This window comes from Moorena sp. SIO3A2, from assembly GCF_010672265.1.
Classification (GTDB): domain Bacteria; phylum Cyanobacteriota; class Cyanobacteriia; order Cyanobacteriales; family Coleofasciculaceae; genus Moorena; species Moorena producens.
The window spans coordinates 1-19,465 of the sequence record NZ_JAAHHC010000038.1 but is presented as its reverse complement, the minus strand read 5'-3'; the positions used below and the strand labels follow the sequence as shown (position 1 = coordinate 19,465).

The window sequence follows — 19,465 nt, the reverse complement described above, 5'->3', positions numbered from 1 at the left end:
TTGCTTGTAAGCAACTGCTATGTTGTTATATAGCAGTTATCGATTGGCTAAAGTACCTCGTCTCTATTCTTTCATACTTGATGCTTAATACTTGTGCTTATCTACCTCAACCCAACTTCTAGTTTCATGGGACTCATGGGTTAAATCCATTAACATCTGGGAGTACACTCCTTCTTTGAGAGATAGTGTAGTGACGCTACCATTGTCAATGGCTTGCACCCAATGGTCAACCACCCGGATAAATGGGGCTAAACGACCATCGAGATAGGTTTCAGGAAATGCTAGTCGCTGGGGAATTTCTACTTCCATCAAGGATTGACCTGCGGTAGCTGCCCACAGACGAAATCCATGAACGTAGTCTTTGAGATTGTTACTGCCTAAAACTAAGGTGCCGCGATCGCCATAAACCTCTACAAAGTGACCTCGCCCTTCATAGGTTACGGAACTAATACTGAGTTGACAAGGGGTACCATCTGCCAATTCCAGTAATAACAGACAGGTGTCATCAGCATCTACTGGCTTAAGTAAATTGCTAGCATTGGGGTCTGGTCGTGCTGGAATTGCAGTACTCACTTGAGCACACAACCGCTGCACTGGTCCAAATAGCCAATGAATATAATCAAAAACGTGAGAACCAATTGCGCCTAGTACTCCGCCACCCTTATCCTTTTGAGCATACCAGTTCCAGGGGCGTTCAGGATTGGCTCGGCTAGAGAATAAGCAGTCAATTTTAATCAGACGCTTTTTACCGACATAGTCTTTTTCGAGATATTCCGCTAATAGCTGCCATGAGGGGATGAAGCGGAATTCAAAATCAGGTATAGCGACAACACCCTTTTCTGTAGCGAGTTGGTAAAGCTCCTCGGTTTCGGTTGCCCTTAAAGTCATCGGTTTCTCTAGTAGCAGATGTTTCCCTGCTTCTAGAACCCTTTTGGCCATTTCGTAGTGCAGAAACGGGGGAGTACAGATGCTAACTGCTTCTACTTCCGGTAAAGCTAGGATATCTTCTAAGCGATCGCATCCATGGGGAATATCATATTGGTTTGCGATCGCATTTGCCTGATCCGGGTCTCGGTGATAGACAGCCACCACTTCCGTCCGGGAATGAGCTTTAAAGCCAGGGATGTGGATTTTTTGTCCAAATCCAGTTCCCACTACCGCTACACCAATTGTAGGTAGCTGTTCAGTTGCACCTGTTGCAGAAAACTCAGCCATTCTAGACTATCTCGTGACTTATATTATTAGTGCTTATCTTAAAAATCGCAGGGTAAATGGGTAACGGTAAACCCTACCATATTGAGCAGCGATTGAGGCCATAGTCACCAGCAGCGAATCAATGATTCCCAGGATACTAGCTAGACACCATAGCCAGAATTCTATCAGCTTAAACAGCTCCAACCAAGAGTTACGGTCAAAACCCTTTATTGCACCAATCAGGATGAAAAACGCCCAGGCAAAGGCCGTAAATATGGTCAGGATAATGGTAGCGTACAGGGTAATCGAGATTTGAAAATTAATAGATTCTTGACCGTGAACCTTGACAAAGCGGTATTTATTTCTCTTGTTTAACCAGATCATCAACGGGCCTGCCAGGTTAGCCAAAGGGATAGGTAGACCCATAATCAATAGGGGAATCCATAGCAGGGAGGATAGATGACACAGCATCCCCCAGATTCGAGCTTTCCTATCGTTCCGTGGCACTGTTACTTGATCCATAAAACTGACCCAAAACCGACATTACATCCCATGACTTTGCTCAAGAGTCTGGTTAAGCCATTATATTGTTTAACCGCCGTTGTTTTTCACTGCCTCAACCCAGGTAATTACCTCTTTAGCCAGGTGAGTACCGTCTAAGCGGTCAATTTCCCGGATGCCAGTAGGACTGGTGACATTAACTTCGGTGAGGTAGCCGCCGATAACGTCTATGCCAACAAAATATAAGCCATCTTGCTGCAGTTTTGGCAAGAGCCGGGCACAGATTTCTTCCTCTCGGGGAGTAATTTCCGTAGCCGCTACTCGACCACCCACAGCCATGTTACCCCGAAATTCCTTACCTGTGGGAATGCGATTTACTGCTCCAATCGGTTCACCATTCAAGAGGATAATCCGCTTATCTCCATCTTTCGCCGCAGGCAGATAAGCCTGAACCATCACTGGCTCACTACCCTGTTTAGTGCTAATTTCCACCAAGGAGTTAAAATTGCGATCGCTTGCCTGTAGAAATATAATCCCCTCACCAGCTTTGCCTCCTAGAGGTTTCAGTACTGCTGCCTCTTTTTCCTCAACGAATTGCCGAATCACCGATTTATCCTGACTGACAATGGTCTGTGGAATCACTTCCTGAAACTGGAGGGCATACATTTTTTCGTTAGCTGTCCTGATGCCAGTTGGTGCATTAATCACCAAGGTTTTATCTGGATTGATGTAATCCAAGATATAGGTGGCATAGAGGTAAGGTATGGTAACGGGCGGGTCTGTCCGCATCCAGACAGCATCCATCTCCTCTAGAGGTTTCAACAGAGCCTTACCAGTCTGGTACCACTGCTCACTGACGACCCAATGCCCGTCATCGAGTTTGGCTGGAGTTAGTTGCACAGGTTCTAGAAGCCCCCAAGCCTGACCCTGAATAACACTCAATTGTTGAGCCTGAGTGACCCAAACCTCATGACCTAATTCTTGTGCGGCTTCCATCAGTGCCACACTAGTATCGTGACCGGGATCAAGTTTCGGGAGAGGGTCTATGATAAACGCAAATTTCACGGTTGAATTCCCCTGTCAGCCAATTCCCCTATGCTACAGCAATACTATTTGATTGGGGAATATACTGGTCAAGATCTTGAACGGGGAACGGGTAACAGGGATATTGCCGATAACCATTAGCGATCCTACAGACTAGATGCTCAATCACCTAGTGGTTAGCTTGCCTTGAGGAGGTTGTCTAACTTACCCTGAAATTCCAGAGTGTGAAGCTCATCACAGCCACCGATATGCTGGTCATTAATAAAAATCTGTGGTAAAGAGCGTGCTCCATTTGCCCTTTGAGCCATCTTCTCCCGTGCCTGGTTATCACCATCAATAGAGTATTCAGTAAATTCAACTCCCTTCTTGTTTAGTAGACCTTTAGCACGGATACAGAAGGGGCAACTGCTCCAGGTGTAGATTTCAACGTTTGGGCTCATAGTTGGCGGTAGCGTGTTGTTAAGTAATGTTTCTTAAATTTTAACTAGTGGTTTAGCTTGGCGCACCAGCTCAGTAACGTAATGCCAAATCATAGACAGCCCAGCTCCTGATTACCTCAAGGCTGGGCTGTCTATTAGTTATAGGCGCTTATTATAGCTAGGGTCTTTATATAGGCTGACCCCATTTAAAAGGTTGGTCATATCTAGGGTCTTTATATAAGCTGACCCAATTTCCAACTCCCCCTTATTATTTCCGACAAATCTTGGTTTAGTAATTTTTATAATATTTTCTTTATATTTCCGTTTATTGTGATTTGTCAGGTTTGTTGAAGTTTTGTTGCATGGTGGTCAGCGAAACCCCTAAGGCTTGAGAAAACCACACTTCCAAATCACGCATTGGGTATAAAGACTTACTCATAGCCGGATCCCTTATGGGCTCTACAAGAATGGTGAACATTCCCAGTCGATTCCCAGCTAAGACATCAGTAAATAAGCGATCGCCTACCATTGCCACTTGGTCTATAGGTAGGTTCATCGCATCTACAGCTATTTTCAGCTTGCGTCGCGAAGGTTTGCGAGCTCCATATATGTAAGGCAAATCGAGGGAGGAAGCAATACGGCTAATGCGATGTTCACTGAGGTTATTACTAACCAGCCACAGGGAAACCATCGCTCTAGTTTGCTCTACCCACCGTTCAATTTCTCCAGAAACACAGGATTTCGTCACTGGTATTAAAGTCTGGTCAACATCCAATACTAGACCTGAGAGCTGATATTGCTGGAGAATCTCTGGTGTCAGGTCTAAGATGGAGCCACCAAGGATTAAGTCAGGTTGTAACTTTGAGACCCAAGACATATTTAGTTAACTGATAAATTTAAGGTTGGTAACTCTGTTGATTTTTGATGCTTACCCGTCAATTGTCAATACACTAAGCCCGCTCAGCCTGATGATGGCAGCGGGCAACGGTTAAGTGATTCAGTTCTATTGAACCTTTGAACTTCCCCATCCGTCGCAGGAATGGGGTATCCTTTGCACAACCTAATTGGCTGTTATCTCCATTGGCGTAACTTTCCCCCGCACGGTCGGTAGCTGAGTAGGGTCAATACCCAGTTTTTTGACACCCTTATCTCCTAATATTAACATTGTCGAAAATTCATCCCTGGAGACGAAACCTGATTGTGAGGGTCGCCTTTATGGTTAAAGACGAAACCTTAGGATGGTGGAGCCTTTATGGTTAGTCGGCTATGCGGAAAAGGTTAAAACTTGTTGATTAAGGCTCCACCATCCTTACGGTAACTTTGAGGCAGGCTCAAAGACGAAACCTTAGAATAAGGCAGCCTTTCTGGTTGGTCGGCTATGGGAAAAAGGGTTAAAACTGTTTGATTAAGGCTGCCTTATTCTTAAGGTAACTTCAAATGCAGAAAAAGGTTAAAACTTGAGGCGCTTTCCGTTTGAAGAATTTAATTCTTCAAACGGAAAGCGCGCCTCCATTGATTAATGCGACCCTCTCCTTACGGTAACTTTAAGACCTAAGAGGACGGGGTATTCTTTTCTCTCAACCTCCCCAGTAGATAAAGCTTCTGTGATCAGTGGTTGTTGTAGTTTATTGCTTTGCTCGCCGTTCTCTACGGATAGCATTTTTAGCTGCTTCATGTTCTGTTAGGGTTTTACTAAAAACATGAGTGCCATCGTAACGAGCCACGAAAAACAGGTATTCGGTGTCTTCGGGATCAAGGGTTGCTTTCAAACTCCCTATTCCAGGACTGGCAATCGGGGTCGGAGGTAGTCCTGGGTTGAGATAGGTATTGTAAGGGGAGGGTTGCCGCACTTGCTTGTAGGTCAGGGGCTGATCAGCAGTTTGTCGAATCCCCAATCCATATTCAACCGTGGGATCGGTTTCTAATCTCATCCCTCGCCGCAACCGTTCAGTAAAGACACCAGCAATGCGATCGCGTTCTTCAGCAACTACTGCTTCCTTCTCGACAATGCTCCCTAATGTTACCCAATCATTGATACTAAGCTGGGTTTTGTACTGACCTTTTTCGTATACTGGTAAGGCTACCTGTTCAAATCGATTAAGCATTTGTTGGATGACTGCTTGTGGCGAGATGCCATCACTGGGTAACTTATAGGTATCTGGGTATAAATAACCTTCTAGATGAGGGAGCTCACTGGGCAACCAAGGGTACTTATCCCAGGGGATTTTGCTACTAGCAGCGATAAAGTCATAAGCCGAGAAAAATCCTAGAGATTCAAAATAATCCGCCATTTGCTGAATCGACCACCCTTCCGGTATGGTGAAAGACAGCTGCATCACCTTCCCTTTCCAAATCGTTTCGGCGATTTTTGGCAGGGGTTGAGTTGGTGATAGTTCGTAAGTTCCAGCTTTAAACTCACCATCTCGGTCTAGCAGCTGACGCCAATGAGTCCAGAGTTTCCAAGCATCGGCTGAGCGAATTAAACCAGAAGCTTCAAGATCTCTGCCTATTTGCTGACCTGGGGTTCCTGGGGGAATCTCAATTTTTATGAGGGTTGGAGCTACATCTTCGGAAGATTGTGCTTTAACAGGTGGGGATACCACCCAACTCCACCACTCCCAGCCCTGCCATGCACAAAGACCAAGGGTCGTTGGCAACAGAACGAAATAAAAAAACCTATTGGAGATGCTTTTGAGAGTTTTCATACTCTTATACACCAAAACACTAGTTTCCCCTGAATCGTTTAAGGGGTCAACCCGAGTTCTTGTCTCCTAATCAAGATCATCGAATAGCAGTTCTTCGAGCAATGGCTGAACTTGTTTAATTTCCTCTGTAGACAGTAACTCGGGTTGACCAGATTGGTTGGAGCGAGCAAAAAACAGGAGTGGTTCTACAGGCGTATAAATGCCATACTCTTGTTCTTTGTAATAAAAGCTCGCTAGCTCCTGTAGTTCCTCTGCTTCCATCGGAACATTATCGTCTTCAATTTCCAGGGTGAGAATGTCATCTTCGTCCACTGGTGGCAACTCACCAGCAACAGTTAAGGTAAAAGCGGTGCGCTTGAGCTGAAGATTTTGCTCAGCCAGAACAGCTTGGGCGTCAGGGAAGATCAAGTCAAGCTCAGCTTCATCTTCAACTAGAGAGGCATCAGCTAAGTCTTCATCATCATCCCAAGCAACAATTTCTATGGGTGAGTCCACAGGTAACAGCAGAAGGTATTCACAACCCTCCAGCTCTAGGGAATGCTCAATGTAACATTCGAGAGTTTTACCGTTAGCGTCCTTCAGCGTAATGTCCCCTTTTGGAGATTCCCCATTTTCTTGGGGGGATTGAGATGAAAACATGGCACTTAATGTGTCTATTAGTGGTCAAGTGGTCGTGGAAAGAAATCCAACCTCCCTTTTGACAGTACGCTTTGACAGTACGCGACAGTACGCTTTGACAGTAAGCGACAGTACGCTCAAGTGTAGACTGCTTCCCATCAGGATAGCACCAAAACCAAGTACGATAGTTCCAGCAGTTGTCTTTGAATGGGTTAGTCTATACTATTTATACAATGATGGGCTTTCTGTGAGCATAAGCATTAGTTGACTATGGTATGGCTAAAAATTGCACATTCTTCAATCATAGCGTTCGCGTAGCGTGACCTACGGTCAATCAGTTGCAAAAAAGTGTTGTTAGCAACCTATAAGTATAACTAATCAGTGGGACTTAACATGAGCAGAAGAATGTGTTGCTCTAGGAAATCAGCTCAGCCAAAAGGTTTTAGTGCCATGGGTTGCGATGCTCTTTCCGAGCCGCTACGCGAGCATAATTAGCACTAAGCTGTTCAGAATTTAGATTGGGAGACCTAAATTACTCGAAGGGAACTTCGGATAGCGGGGATCTGGGAACAGGTAATAACCAACTTTAAATGCACATCAGCTTAGCAACCCCCTATCTTATAGCAGGATTACTCAATTTTGTAACCAATTATACTTAATTTACACGTAAACGGCTAGAGCTGTGAGCCTGAGCAAGTATGAATTAGTAATTATAAACTATAAAGGATGAAAATATAAGGGTGTTATTCTTAACAATACTCAGCACTATTTTCAAGTTAATTAACAGAACTAACGACCCATAATTCGCTGCCGTCCAATTCTCAAGTACTCCCAAACTGGAAATTGATAAAATTCCATCACCAACCAGACAACGATTGCCAGATGGCATAAAAACGTTAACCCTACCCAAGCAGCTGGAAGCCAAGATACAGGACTATCTGGGGCAGGGGGAAACATATAAACGGCTGCCCCAATTAAGGTCGTTGGACAAACTACAAATGCCAAGGCTAAGAACCAATTCACCCATCCCCATTCAACCCCCTCTAGATGGGCCCCTGTCCACTTTTTGCCATTCCAGTGCCAGGTCATTGGGGGCTGCCGATCGGTTATTTTGAGTATTTGCCTTTCGAGATCAGCAGTGAAAATGTGGCGGCACTCGTGACAGGCAAAAGCTTCCATTAACGATAAATTTTGAATCTGACCCACACGACAGACTGGGCAGGGGTAGACTCCCTGATAGTTCAAAGCCTTATACTTCACAGGTTGGGATGATTGTTTTGAACTGTACATTTGTAGTCAGTCTAATCCTTTATTTTATCTCTTGGCAATCACCCAAACGGCATGGATAATACCTGGAATGTACCCCAATAGGGTTAAAAGAATATTTATCCAAAAGGGCCAGCCAATACCCACTTGCAAAAATACTCCCAGTGGTGGCAGGAAAATAGCACATAAAATCCGAATTAAATCCATTCTGGTATACCTTTGGTGTTTGTTAGGACAAGGCTGATTGCCTTAAGCACTGCGTTTGCGTACTCACTTCCATTGTGCCAAATTCTTCTAGTTTTAGAGCCGGGTTACCGGACCTATAATCCCTGTTCTGTGTTCGGTTAGGGCAGAGTCCCTAGTAAACAGTTTAATCCTGATATTGATTAGCAGTCACCCATACGGCATGGAGTATGGCAGGCACTACACCATATTTGGGAAAACCAAGTTGAGTGCCTACAATGAAACCCAATACCATTAACAGAATATTAAGCCAAAATGACTTGCCAAAACTCACTTGCAAGAACACACCAAGTGGTGGCAGGAAAATGGCACAGATGATCCGGATGAAATACATTATTGTTGTACCTCGATTACTGCTCTTAGTTAATTCCCTGGTAATTTCCTCTTAATCCGGAATTTCCTAGCTAAGATGCCAGCAATGGAGATTAGTTCCCCCTTTGTAATGGTTATGACACCTATGAATGACTGCCAGTTCCTAGCTCTGTCCCTAAGGTCAGGGAAAAACATGCTGCTAGGCCACAAGCCTTTAAAACCAGGCAGTTCGTAGTCAGTAATAGGTAATCCCTAATTGGGATTTGTGATTACTCAAGGGACTATTACCTATTAGCTATACCTATTACCCATGACCAAAAAAACTTCAAAAAACCTTTTCGCCCTTAGGAGCAGTTATTTACAATGTCTTATCAACAAGAGAAACAGGTTGCGATTGAGGCAGCCTTAGCCGCTGCCAAAATTTGTGAGCAAGTCCGGAGTGAACGGGTGACTCAAGCTATGGAAAAAAGTGACAAAAGCCCTGTCACTGTTGCCGATTATGGGTCTCAGGCAGTGATTTGCCGCTTACTTGCCCAAGGCTTTCCTAATGATCCAGTAGTGGGTGAAGAAGATGCTGCTGATTTGGTGGAACCAACCATGGCGAATCAGTTGGCACAGGTAACCAGTTATGTGCAATCTGTAACTAATGATGCTACTCCTGAGGCAGTGGTTAGTTGGATTAATCTAGGCAATGGAGAGATTGGACCTCGCTACTGGACCTTAGACCCGATTGATGGCACCAAAGGGTTTCTGCGTAATGATCAATATGCTGTTGCCTTGGCTTTGGTAGAACAAGGTGAAGTGAAAGTAGGAGTGCTAGCTTGCCCAGCTTTACCCGTCAACCTAGCACAACCAGATGGTGAACGGGGTGTGCTATTTGTGGCAGTACGGGGTCAGGGAGCAACCATGGTACCGATTAGTGGTGGGGAACCCGAATCGATTCAAGTCACTGATGCTGACAATACAGCAGAACTCCGGTTCGTCGAAAGCGTGGAGTCTGGTCATGGTGACCATTCTCGGCAAGATTTGGTAGCTAAGGCGGTGGGAATTACTGCAGATTCCCTGCGGATGGATTCTCAGGCTAAGTATGGTGCGGTTGCCTCTGGTCAAGCAGCCCTTTACCTACGTTTACCGTCATCGAAGTATCCCAACTACCGTGAGAAAATTTGGGACCATGCTGCAGGCACCATTGTTGTGGAGGAAGCTGGTGGGCTTGTTACAGATATGCATGGCAAGCCCCTGAACTTTTCGATCGGTTCTAAGCTAGTTGAAAATCAGGGTGTGGTTGTCAGCAATGGTGTGATTCATGAGACGGTGTTGGCAGCACTGCGGGATACAGCTAACTAGAAACAGCTAAAGCACAGGGCAGATCAGAACCTAGGGCAACGATCCGGCAAGGGAATAGTATTTCTCTTGCCCAAGCATCCCCGCGCGTTTACGCGCGGGGAGTTTCATTCACACTTATCGCTTTATTAAGGGATTAACCATTGCGCAACAATTGGTGGGAAATACCCAATCCAATATCCCCAGTTTAATGATTGGCTGACTGGAGCAGGGATCATCTCTCCTCGAAAATCCAGCAGCTGGACAATAATTAAGTAAGCGATCGCTAGCAATATCGATATAGCTCCAGTTATAATAGCAACTATTTTTCCGCGTTCCATAAGTCTTCTATCAAATCACAGCACGGTTGTGGGGTTCCTAAATATGGTTAAAGGAATAGAGGTTGGAATGTCAGATCCTGTCCGGTTCTTTCAGTAGTGTTTATAGTTAAAGGTGTTTTTGGGTCAGAGTAATGGTGCATTGGTAATGGCTCGTTGAGTGATCATAATCACCAATTACTCAAGCTTAACAATACCAATGCTGCCGGAGATGATGTCACAGAGCTTTCTATTCCCAAAATCTCATCCTAATATGGACGTGCATCAGAAGGAGGCTCTATGAAACGGTCACGTTTGAAATTCTCCCGCTACTATCCTTTATTGCGCCAGCAATTGCGGCAGCGTACCAGACGACAAATCCTACTAGCGTCTAGTGTGGGATTGAGCCTACTGCTGATCTCGATCAGCATCTTAGTGTTGATTGATCCCAAGAACCCGCTAGGATTAACCAGTTGGGTAGTGTTGCTCCCCCAGCAAATCATGGGGCGCAGAAATCCCAAGGACACTACAGTACTAAAACTAGCATCTCAATCCCCCGAGGAGCGGGTGGCACAACTCGAAGCGATCGCAATTGGACCAAAATCCCTCAATCGTGGTCGTGCTCGTTACCTATTGGCCGTTGATGCTATAGCTGGGCAGCAGGGAAGGGAGGCACTGCGTTGGTTAGATAAATTAGAGTGGGAATATCCAGTATTAGCAGGACATATTGTGCTCAAACGAGCACAGGCTTACCAATTCACTGGGGACAAAGCTCAAGCCCAACAAGCTTGGCAGGAGTTGCTCCAACGCTATGGTAATCAGCCAGTGGCAGCTGAAGCCTTGTATGCCTTCTTGTCAGATGATTCACCCTACCGCAAACCAGAAAAGGAATCTATTGCTCCGAAATATGCCAGCACCATCTGGAGTTTTGAGCAGCCCTGGTTGGCAAAAATACAGCAGATGTATGACTTTTCTGCGGAAGAGCCAAAATACTGGGAACGAGCACTGAAAAACTATCCTTCTCATCCTCGCATCATTGAATTAATCCAGCAAAAGCTTAAGGATCAGCCCAATCAACCTGAACTGATGCTGTTATTAGCCAGGTATACCTTTGACCAACCAGGGGTTACCCTAGTGCTAGATCAACTAGTTAGTAATTACGGAAAATCTGTCGATGATAAAAATCGTGCTATAATCCAGCCGAAAGATTGGGAAGCGATCGCATTAGCCTATTGGAAAGACCGCAAATATGCTCAAGCCAGTGCTGCTTATGGCAATGCTAAACCATTACCTAAGCATAGCTACTTAGGGGCTAGAGCACTTCAGTATGCTCAAAAGCCCAGAGCAGCTAAACTGGCTTATAAAAAGATGGTCGAGGAATTTCCCGATGCCAAGGAAACTGCCTTGGCTTATCTCCAACTAGCTGAACTAGAACCACCCATTGACAAGATCCCGTATTTAGACCAAGTTATCGATCGCTTTCCCGACCGAGCTGCTGAGGCACTTTTGGCCAAAGCCAAAACTCTAGAGCAACTCAAAAGTCCCAACGCTGCTGAGCAAGCCTATCAATTGTTAATCGACAACTATAGCAATTCTGATGCAGCAGCGGACTATCGCTGGCAGATGGCTCAAGAGGCGGCACAAAACGGAGACATCCTGACAGCTTGGCATAACGTTCAGCCGATCCTTAAGGATAATCCCCACAGTCTGATCGCCCGTCGGGCAGGGTTTTGGTCGGGAAAATGGGCAACTCAGCTAGGACGGAAGCAGGAAGCCGAAGCAGCGTTTAAGCAGGTAATTACCAATCATATTCAATCATACTATGCTTGGCGCTCAGCGGTACAGTTGGGTTGGGATGTGGGAGACTTTACCACACTGCGCCAGTCATCCCTTACGTTAAACTGGCCAACGGTGCGACCCGAGTTACCTGTGGGCTCAGCAGCTTTGAAGGAATTGTATCAGCTTGGTCAAGACCAGGATGCTTGGAGCCTATGGCAAGGGGAATTTCAAACTCGCCTCAAGCCGACTGTGCCACAACAGTTTACTGATGGCTTGTTCAGGCTGGCGATGGGAGAATACCTCAAAGGAATTTCCGAGGTAGAGACTCTCGAAGACCGAGAAACCTCCCAAGAACAGGAGCAGTACCAGAAAATCAGGAAAAAACCGGCTTACTGGCAAGCCCTCTATCCCTTTCCCTATCTAGAGATAATCGAAACCGAGTCAAAACAGCGTAACATTAATCCTCTACTGGTTATATCCTTAATTCGTCAAGAGTCCCGATTTGAGGCAAACATTACATCAGTTGCTGGTGCCATGGGCTTAATGCAAATGTTGCCCAGTACTGCAGCTTGGGTAGGGAAATCCATCAATTTTAACGACTATAAACTCGATAATCCCAACGATAATATTAAACTAGGAACCTGGTTTCTTGCCCATAGCCATCGCGTGTATAAGGATAACTCCGCATTCGCCATTGCTAGTTACAATGCTGGTCAAGGTAATGTAGGGAAATGGCTAAAGGAAAATGAACCCATTGATTTAGATGAATTTGTGGAAACTATACCCTTTAGTGAAACCAGAAACTATGTCAAGCAAGTTTTGGGTAATTACTGGAATTACTTACGCTTATACAATCCTGAGGTTGGTCAGCAGTTAGTAGACTTTTTCGCTCAAGAGTAATCCAGCAAGACTGACCGTAAACATTCAGCCAGACCTTACCCGATCAGCTATCAGGAATTTTATTAAGAATAGACACAAACACCCCCAAAATAGGGAATAAATAAATATAGATTATATCCCTCATTTCTGAGCAACAGGATGGAGCAATCTACTCTCACTTTCCCCCCCCAACTCACCACCTCTGAAGCAATCCCAGTGGTTCAGACCTCCCAACTGCGCAAAGTCTACCGCACTGGCTTCTGGCTCAATCAAAAAATTGAATCCCTGAAAAATTGCTCCCTAACGGTCTATCAGGGAGAAACCTTTGGATTACTCGGTCCAAATGGAGCCGGGAAAACTACCCTCTTAAAAACCTTACTAGGAATTGTCCGTCCTACTGGCGGAGAAGGATGGTTACTGGGACATCCCCTTGGTAATGTAAAGGTCAAGCAGCGCATTGGTTACTTACCAGAAAACCCCTACTTCTATGACTATCTCACTGGCTGGGAATTTTTGCACTTTACGGCTGGACTATTTGAAATTCCCCATGAGGTAAAACGTAAACGCATTCCTCGGCTGTTAGAACTAGTAGGATTGTCCCAATCAGCAGCACGCAAGAAACAACTACGTCAGTATTCTAAAGGGATGCTCCAGCGCATCGGTATGGCCCAGGCACTGATTAATAACCCAGAAGTAGTATTTCTCGATGAACCCATGTCCGGTCTTGACCCCATGGGACGCTACCAAATCCGGGAAATTATTATGTCTCTGAAAGCTCAAGGCAAGACTATTTTCTTCAACAGCCATGTGTTGTCAGATGTGGAGAAAATATGCGATCGCATCGCTATTCTCGCTAATGGGGAATTAATTTGTATGGGAGCGTTAGATGAACTTTTGGGTACCGATAACACCTACCGAGTTAAAGGCAAAGGTGGGAATATAGAGATTATCAAACGGTGGTTGATGGAATTGGAATTTGAGGATGATTGCTGGTACGGTCAATTGCGAGGGGAACCCCAAGAGTTTATGGCTTCCCTCCGGCTGATGGATGCCCAATTGATGAATATGACTTTAAATCGTCCTTCTTTGGAAGAGTTTTTTATGAAGCAGTTGAATAATCCGGGTTTGAGGGAGTAGGGAGTCGGGAGTCGGGAGCGGTGCGACCCGTGGCGAATTTAATTCGCCTACGGAAAGCGCACCGAGGGAGTCGGGAGTCGGGATCCAGCAGAATCCCTGAGACGGGCACTCTGATATAATCGTTTAATGTTCGATAATACCTGCAAGTTCCTCGCTGAAAGCTTTTCGGAAGATTTTGCCTCCTGGTTACTTGGTGAACCCATCACCATGACCCAACTCAGTCCATCTGAACTGTCCCTTGAACCCATTCGAGCGGATGCTTTGATTTTGCTGAATTCTGATGATTTTGTCCTTCACGTCGAGTTTCAGACTAAACCTGACTCAACTATGGCCTTCAGAATGGCAGATTACCGCCTAAGAGTTTTCCGCCGTTTTCCCAATAAGCAGATGCGCCAAGTGGTCATTTACTTAACCCGTTCAACTTCTGCACTCGTTTATCAGACAGCGTTTGAGATTCCTGGTACTCGTCACGAATTTGAGGTGATTCGGCTATGGGAACAACCAACTCAGCCGTTTCTGGAATCGACGGGGTTATTGCCCTTGGCTGTGCTGACACAAACCCCCGACGCTGCTCAAACCTTGCGTCAGGTGGCTGCAAGAGTTGAGGCGATTCCAGAAATGAGGATACAGACCAATGTGGCTGCGTCCGCTGGGATTCTAGCAGGGCTATTATTAAAGAGGAACTTCATTAACCAGGTTTTACGCAGAGATATCATGGAGCAGTCTGTAATTTATCAAGACATTAAGGATGAAGGCCGTTACGAAGGGGAACAATCTCTTATACTCCGCCAACTCTTGCGTCGCATTGGCGAAGTGTCCCCAGAAATACGAGCGCAGGTTCAAGCCTTATCCCTCCCTCAGCTTGAAGCTTTGGGGGAAGCGTTGTTGGACTTTACGAAACCTGACGATTTGGATGAATGGATGCGTTCACTATCTGTTGCTGATAGCAAATCGAACTCGTAGGTAATGCTTTCGGTGGGATAAGCCCTAGAGGCATAGCTACGTTTAGCGCACGACTTCTCAACCAAGATTAACGAGAGTGCGATCGCTTTTAGCGGAAGCGAAGCGTGACTCGCGTAGCGTGGCCTACGGCCAATCGCACTTCCCAAGCAACCGTAGTAAATCTGCCTACAAGTGATCGCACTTGTGTGCCAAGAGTTTTTGGAGTGCGATTAGTCTTCGGTGATCGCCAATTTTGGTACATTCTCGCAGAGATTGCGATCGCTCTTGTCAACATTGGGGTTATTCTCAAGATAGTCACGCACCCTATCACAACTCTTGGATAGGAGTTCATCCAATCCTCCAAACTGCCACAACTTTGCAGTACCATTCTGGTCAAGGGTAGCTATTAAGCTACCATCAGCACTTTGACTTATACTGGTTAATTTGTTTTTTTGCTGCCCTTTGAAAGCAGTCAATAATTTTCCTGATATATCCCATACATGGATATAATCGCTGTCCGCAATAGCTGCTAATAAGTTACCCTGAGTATTAAGAACAATACTATTCTTATTGAATCTGGGGTTCTCAGCACCCTTAAACCGAACTAATTCCTTCCCAGAATCCAATTCATTACCAGGCTTCAATTCCTTTAAGACGATAGTGGGTTTATCTACATGTTCGTCATCTAGTAAATCCACCACCAACAGCCTGCCATCCGAGCTAAAAGCGATACGAAGAGGTAATTTGAAGGGCAAGGTTTTCCAGTTTTTTTTGTTCAAATCCAACAGATGGATTATACCATCATCATTTTCTATAACAGCCAGACGCTTGCTATCAGGGCTAAAAATAAGCTGGCTAATTGGTTTTTTGAATTTTCGGGGTGGATACAATTCCTTTCCATTTAGATCTAATAGGCTAATCGTATTATCTTTGTCTACAGCAGCCAATTGCTTACGATCAGGGCTAAAAATGATTTGACTTATGCCTTGAATATCTGCAAATTGCTCCCACTTATTATTATTAGCATTCAAATCTAACAAATGGACACTCCCATCTTCTTTTACAGCAGCTAGTTGCTTGCTATCGGGGCTGATGCTGAGACTTTTAAACTTCCCCTCAATTGGGATTAACTCTTCCACTTGCTTGTTCTCTGTTTCCCACAAGCGAATAGTCTTGTCATCACCTATACTAGCAATTTTTCTGCCATTCGAGCTAGAAATAACCTCACCAATACTACCTTGATGCCCTTTCAGTTCAAATTGTAAAGAATGAGACCCAGATAAATCATGAACACTAATAATACCATTATTCTGTTGACCGATAATCAGACGACTATTGGCATCAAAACTGATGCTTGCAGCTCTGCTTAGGGGTTTAAAACTCTCCCACGATTCATGATCTAAACTAACAACATAGGCAATGCTGTTATCAGTGCCATAGGCGGCTGCCAAGTATGTACCATCAGGGCTAAAAACGAGGTTCCCAAAGAGTTGACTCTCACACGAATAACACCCATAAAAATCTTTAAACTCTGCTAACTGACTGCCAGACACAAAGTCTGACAAGCGGAGGGTATAGTCAGATTCGTTAGCTACAGCTACAACTAGCTGGTTCTTGGAGTTAAAGCTAATACTACTGAAATTGTCTTGATCCTTTTTTAATAGCTTCGGTTCATTTCCCGTTAAGTCCCACAGGTAGATAGTGCTTGTTCGGTCTTTATAGGCTACAAGCTTCTTGCCATCAGGACTGAAAATGATCTCACCGCTCACCTCACCGCTCACTTCGCAATCTTTAGACTGTGAGATAGAAGCTATAAGCTTTGGTGGCTCTTCCTGTTTTTCTTCCAAGTTCCACAGGCGAACAGTACATTGCTTGTCAATGGTTGCTAATAAGCGACCATCCTTATTAATATCAAGATTGACTTCACCTGTATGTCCTGAAAATACTTGGGCTAGTGGTTGTCCCATCAACTCTTGTAAGCGGACAATACCATCATCTCCTGCTGTAGCAATCAGTAACTCACCATCCTTAAAAAACATCTTCTTAAAGTTTTGAGGCACTTCTATGCGGTTACGTTCTTTCGCTAAATAGAATACCTTTTGCAAAGTTCGTAACAATTGATGTTGAAGCTCACTTTCTGGCTCCATTAAAAACGGTAGCTCACTTTCTGGCTTGAATAGGGATAAGTATCCAGGCCAATCTTTAAGAACTTTCCCTGCCCGTAAACTGTTAAGCAACGCATCCAACTCTTGGTTTGGTAAGGTCGATTCTGCAGATTTTATATTAGTTCTGACTTGACCTATCAGTACCTCTCTCTGTCCAATCAAAGAAAAGACCAAACCCGTACCTAACCCTAGCATAACTGCGATCGCAACACCCCAATTCCGACGAGTATTAAAGCTTTTTCGCCCAATACTGCGCCGCACAAACTCAGCTTCTACTTGGTTAAGCCAGTTATCATCGGATAAATATACCTTTTTCAACAAATCAAGACGAGGGTTAGCATTCCAAAGAAACCTTGCCTGTTGCTGGCTTTCCCACTCCTGGGCTGCGGGAGTCAACCGCCGTTGTAGAAGTAAATTTTCCTCATTCTCAAGCTTCCACTCCAGCAACCTTTGCCAACCCCGCACCAAAGCATCATGGGCAGGTTCCACATAGGGATTCCCCTCAGCATCTTCTCCAATAACCAGTAACCGTGCATTGCTAAAGCGCTCAATTACTTCCTTCACTAAACCATTTTTCGGTGGTGGATATTCTAGTTCCGATAACGGTACCCGCCTACGGGCTAACTCACCCCCAGTCAGGGCGACCATCCGCAGCATCACATGACGGATAACTTGGGCATAAGCAGGGTTTTCATTAACTAGCGCCTCATATTCGTGATCAGCCCTTTGAGTTAGCGATCGCATTACTCCCCCCAATTCAATATAATCGGCTTGAGTCAAGGCCCGATCAATAGTGATTCCTCTATATTGTGCCCCCCGTTGTCGTTTTAAATACTTGAGATAAAGTTCGCTCAAGGCAAAAGACAGCAGGGGCAATGCTCCGGGCATATCCGCCACTTCATTAATCAATTCTTCTACAAGTTCGTGGGGTTGAAAATACATTACCCGTGCTTGAGCCGGTTTTTCTATCGCTTCCCTTAGTTCCCCTCGTGTCATCGCCGGTACAATAAATCGTCCACTTTGCCAAAGATTTATCAGTACCGTGCTTCCCAATTGATTTAGTACTTCCGGTGCCAACTTTAAGCCAGCATCCCTGACTTGGGGTTCAAAATCAGAACGTAGGGTTAATACTACCCGTAATTTATCCCGATGGGCATTGATGGCTGTGAGTATCTGTTGGAAAAACTCCTTACGCTCATCTAAGTTTTGACAGAGTGTAATAATTTCTTCGCTTTGGTCAATAAACAGTAATAACTTAGAGTTGGGGTTATTTTTCGCCCAAACATCAATGCTCATTGCCAGGTTATGCTGGGGGTTTTGTGGCTCAACATTAGGTAACTTAGCTTCAGTCAGCACATTATTTAATGCTTCCAAGGGAGTCTCACCAGGACGGATGGGTGGCAAAATACACCATTTCTCAGTATTATCTTGCCGTAGTTTGGGAATTAATCCTGCCTTCACCAAGCTAGATTTACCGGAACCGGAAGCACCCAACACCACTGTCAGGGGATTAGCTTTGACAAAATAGTCTAACTTTTCTACTAGTAATGTTCTACCGAAAAACAGTGAACTGTGTTTCTCCTCAAAGGACTTTAAACCACGATAGGGATTTTGTGACTGATCTAAAGGTGGTGCTGGTGGTAAGTTAAGTTCATGTTCCGGAGAAAGAAAGATATACTCGCCTTTATCGTGCTTGTTTAAACACCAAATACCGGGCGTTTGTCGCAGACGGCATTTTTCTGTGGGTATTTCGATGGTATCCCGTAAATATAAATATAATTCTGTGGCTGTAATTACCCCATCTCCAGCCGATTTACCATTCGTAGCAGGAGGATAGATATCTGCTGCACCTTCGAGGGCTTCTAATAATGCACTAGCAAAAGGGGAATGATTACCGACTTGACCGCGTTCGCTACCTAAATTAAAGTTATCTAACTGAAGTTCCCCCGTACAAACGTACTACCTGTCTCTCAAAGCTTTACTGCGCTTACATTTTGATAGTGTAGAACTAATGTACTACTGGGGACAAATCTCTCTAAGCCTTGTGTAGTGGGAGTTTCGGCTGGATCACATGTTTTTAGTCTAAGTTCCCATTGTAGTGCATACGCTAACCAAAAACAAGTTTTTACATGGCAGAGGAGTTGCATTGAACTATCGCGCAAAATTAAGCTAAAATAAATGGCAACAGTTTACACCCTTCACTGCACGAGTACGCTACAATTTATTCTAAGCAATAGGTTCAGCCGTTTTCCCAATCAGTATGTACCCAGTAGTACTATTGTTCTACAACCCTCAAAGCTAGGATTGGCAGTACTTTTGGACTTCTTTAGTACATGTGTACGGGGGAACTTCAGTCATGGATGTCTGCGGTTGGATTGTACAAGTCGTGCTCCGACCCCAACATAACCATTGGCTTCGTACTACTTAAAAAGCGTTGGGTAGTGGAGCGCACTTTTGGTTGGCTGATGGGGTGCCGTCGATTGGTCAGAGACTATGAACCTATCCCACTATTGTCCGAAAACTTGATAGACTGAAAATCAAGTAATCAGAAAAACTTGAACAGATAAATGCCAGGAAGATTTGAAGGATTAAGTGACATAGAATGGGAGCTGTTTGAAAAG

Annotated in this window: 15 protein-coding genes and 2 pseudogenes; 5 read left to right on the top strand and 12 right to left on the bottom strand. The window is 44.8% G+C overall.

Translation table 11 applies throughout. The annotated features are described in order from the left end of the window. Window positions 1-84 precede the first annotated feature (84 nt). From F6K64_RS28845 to F6K64_RS39150, 10 genes are all read right to left on the bottom strand, one after another. Entirely contained in the window at window positions 85-1,215 is a 1,131-nt protein-coding gene (locus F6K64_RS28845; protein WP_008187371.1) for a Gfo/Idh/MocA family protein, read from the bottom strand. A 33-nt stretch (window positions 1,216-1,248) separates the two neighbouring features. Beyond that, window positions 1,249-1,716 (bottom strand): DUF4870 domain-containing protein, encoded by a 468-nt coding sequence (locus tag F6K64_RS28840; RefSeq protein ID WP_008187370.1) that lies wholly within the window; start codon window positions 1,714-1,716, stop codon window positions 1,249-1,251. A 69-nt stretch (window positions 1,717-1,785) separates the two neighbouring features. After that, on the bottom strand, window positions 1,786-2,760 hold the full coding sequence (gene gshB / locus F6K64_RS28835; protein WP_008187351.1) for a glutathione synthase: 975 nt from the start codon (window positions 2,758-2,760) through the stop codon (window positions 1,786-1,788). Between the two features lie 155 nt (window positions 2,761-2,915). Further along, window positions 2,916-3,179 carry a glutaredoxin 3 gene (gene grxC, locus F6K64_RS28830; protein WP_008187349.1) on the bottom strand — a complete coding sequence of 88 codons (264 nt, stop codon included), beginning with the start codon at window positions 3,177-3,179 and terminating at the stop codon, window positions 2,916-2,918. A gap of 304 nt (window positions 3,180-3,483) precedes the next feature. After that, window positions 3,484-4,035 carry a YqeG family HAD IIIA-type phosphatase gene (locus tag F6K64_RS28825; RefSeq protein WP_008187348.1) on the bottom strand — a complete coding sequence of 184 codons (552 nt, stop codon included), beginning with the start codon at window positions 4,033-4,035 and terminating at the stop codon, window positions 3,484-3,486. 748 nt (window positions 4,036-4,783) lie between these two features. After that, entirely contained in the window at window positions 4,784-5,863 is a 1,080-nt protein-coding gene (gene mltG, locus F6K64_RS28820) for an endolytic transglycosylase MltG (RefSeq protein ID WP_008187341.1), read from the bottom strand. A gap of 66 nt (window positions 5,864-5,929) precedes the next feature. Beyond that, on the bottom strand, window positions 5,930-6,502 hold the full coding sequence (locus F6K64_RS28815) for a DUF3727 domain-containing protein (protein WP_008187340.1): 573 nt from the start codon (window positions 6,500-6,502) through the stop codon (window positions 5,930-5,932). 768 nt (window positions 6,503-7,270) lie between these two features. After that, window positions 7,271-7,771 carry a hypothetical protein gene (locus F6K64_RS28810; protein ID WP_008187339.1) on the bottom strand — a complete coding sequence of 167 codons (501 nt, stop codon included), beginning with the start codon at window positions 7,769-7,771 and terminating at the stop codon, window positions 7,271-7,273. Between the two features lie 24 nt (window positions 7,772-7,795). Continuing rightward, window positions 7,796-7,954, bottom strand: coding sequence for a YqaE/Pmp3 family membrane protein (locus F6K64_RS28805; protein ID WP_008187338.1), 159 nt, complete (start codon window positions 7,952-7,954; stop codon window positions 7,796-7,798). Between the two features lie 163 nt (window positions 7,955-8,117). Next, a complete protein-coding gene (locus F6K64_RS39150; RefSeq protein ID WP_008187337.1) occupies window positions 8,118-8,324 on the bottom strand; it encodes a YqaE/Pmp3 family membrane protein in 207 nt (68 codons plus the stop codon). A gap of 341 nt (window positions 8,325-8,665) precedes the next feature. Here F6K64_RS39150 and F6K64_RS28795 point away from each other — a divergent pair, with 341 nt between their 5' ends. Then, entirely contained in the window at window positions 8,666-9,649 is a 984-nt protein-coding gene (locus F6K64_RS28795) for a 3'(2'),5'-bisphosphate nucleotidase (protein WP_008187336.1), read from the top strand. A 125-nt stretch (window positions 9,650-9,774) separates the two neighbouring features. Here F6K64_RS28795 and F6K64_RS28790 read toward each other — a convergent pair whose 3' ends face one another. Beyond that, a complete protein-coding gene (locus F6K64_RS28790) occupies window positions 9,775-9,966 on the bottom strand; it encodes a hypothetical protein (RefSeq protein ID WP_008187328.1) in 192 nt (63 codons plus the stop codon). A gap of 276 nt (window positions 9,967-10,242) precedes the next feature. On the opposite strand from F6K64_RS28790, the gene F6K64_RS28785 reads away from it, so the two are divergent. The 3 genes from F6K64_RS28785 (at window position 10,243) to F6K64_RS28775 (ending at window position 14,700) form a co-directional block, all read left to right on the top strand. Further along, window positions 10,243-12,621, top strand: coding sequence for a lytic transglycosylase domain-containing protein (locus F6K64_RS28785; RefSeq protein WP_008187327.1), 2,379 nt, complete (start codon window positions 10,243-10,245; stop codon window positions 12,619-12,621). A gap of 138 nt (window positions 12,622-12,759) precedes the next feature. Further along, a complete protein-coding gene (locus F6K64_RS28780; protein WP_008187326.1) occupies window positions 12,760-13,737 on the top strand; it encodes an ABC transporter ATP-binding protein in 978 nt (325 codons plus the stop codon). Window positions 13,738-13,863: 126 nt separating this feature from the next. Then, window positions 13,864-14,700 (top strand): Rpn family recombination-promoting nuclease/putative transposase, encoded by an 837-nt coding sequence (locus tag F6K64_RS28775; RefSeq protein ID WP_008187325.1) that lies wholly within the window; start codon window positions 13,864-13,866, stop codon window positions 14,698-14,700. 209 nt (window positions 14,701-14,909) lie between these two features. On the opposite strand, the pseudogene F6K64_RS28770 reads toward F6K64_RS28775, so the two are convergent. Next, window positions 14,910-18,779: pseudogene (locus tag F6K64_RS28770) on the bottom strand (nSTAND1 domain-containing NTPase); the annotation flags it as partial. A 461-nt stretch (window positions 18,780-19,240) separates the two neighbouring features. Between F6K64_RS28770 and F6K64_RS28765 the strand changes: the two are divergent. Beyond that, window positions 19,241-19,378, top strand: a pseudogene (locus tag F6K64_RS28765) (transposase); the annotation flags it as partial. Window positions 19,379-19,465: the final 87 nt, after the last annotated feature.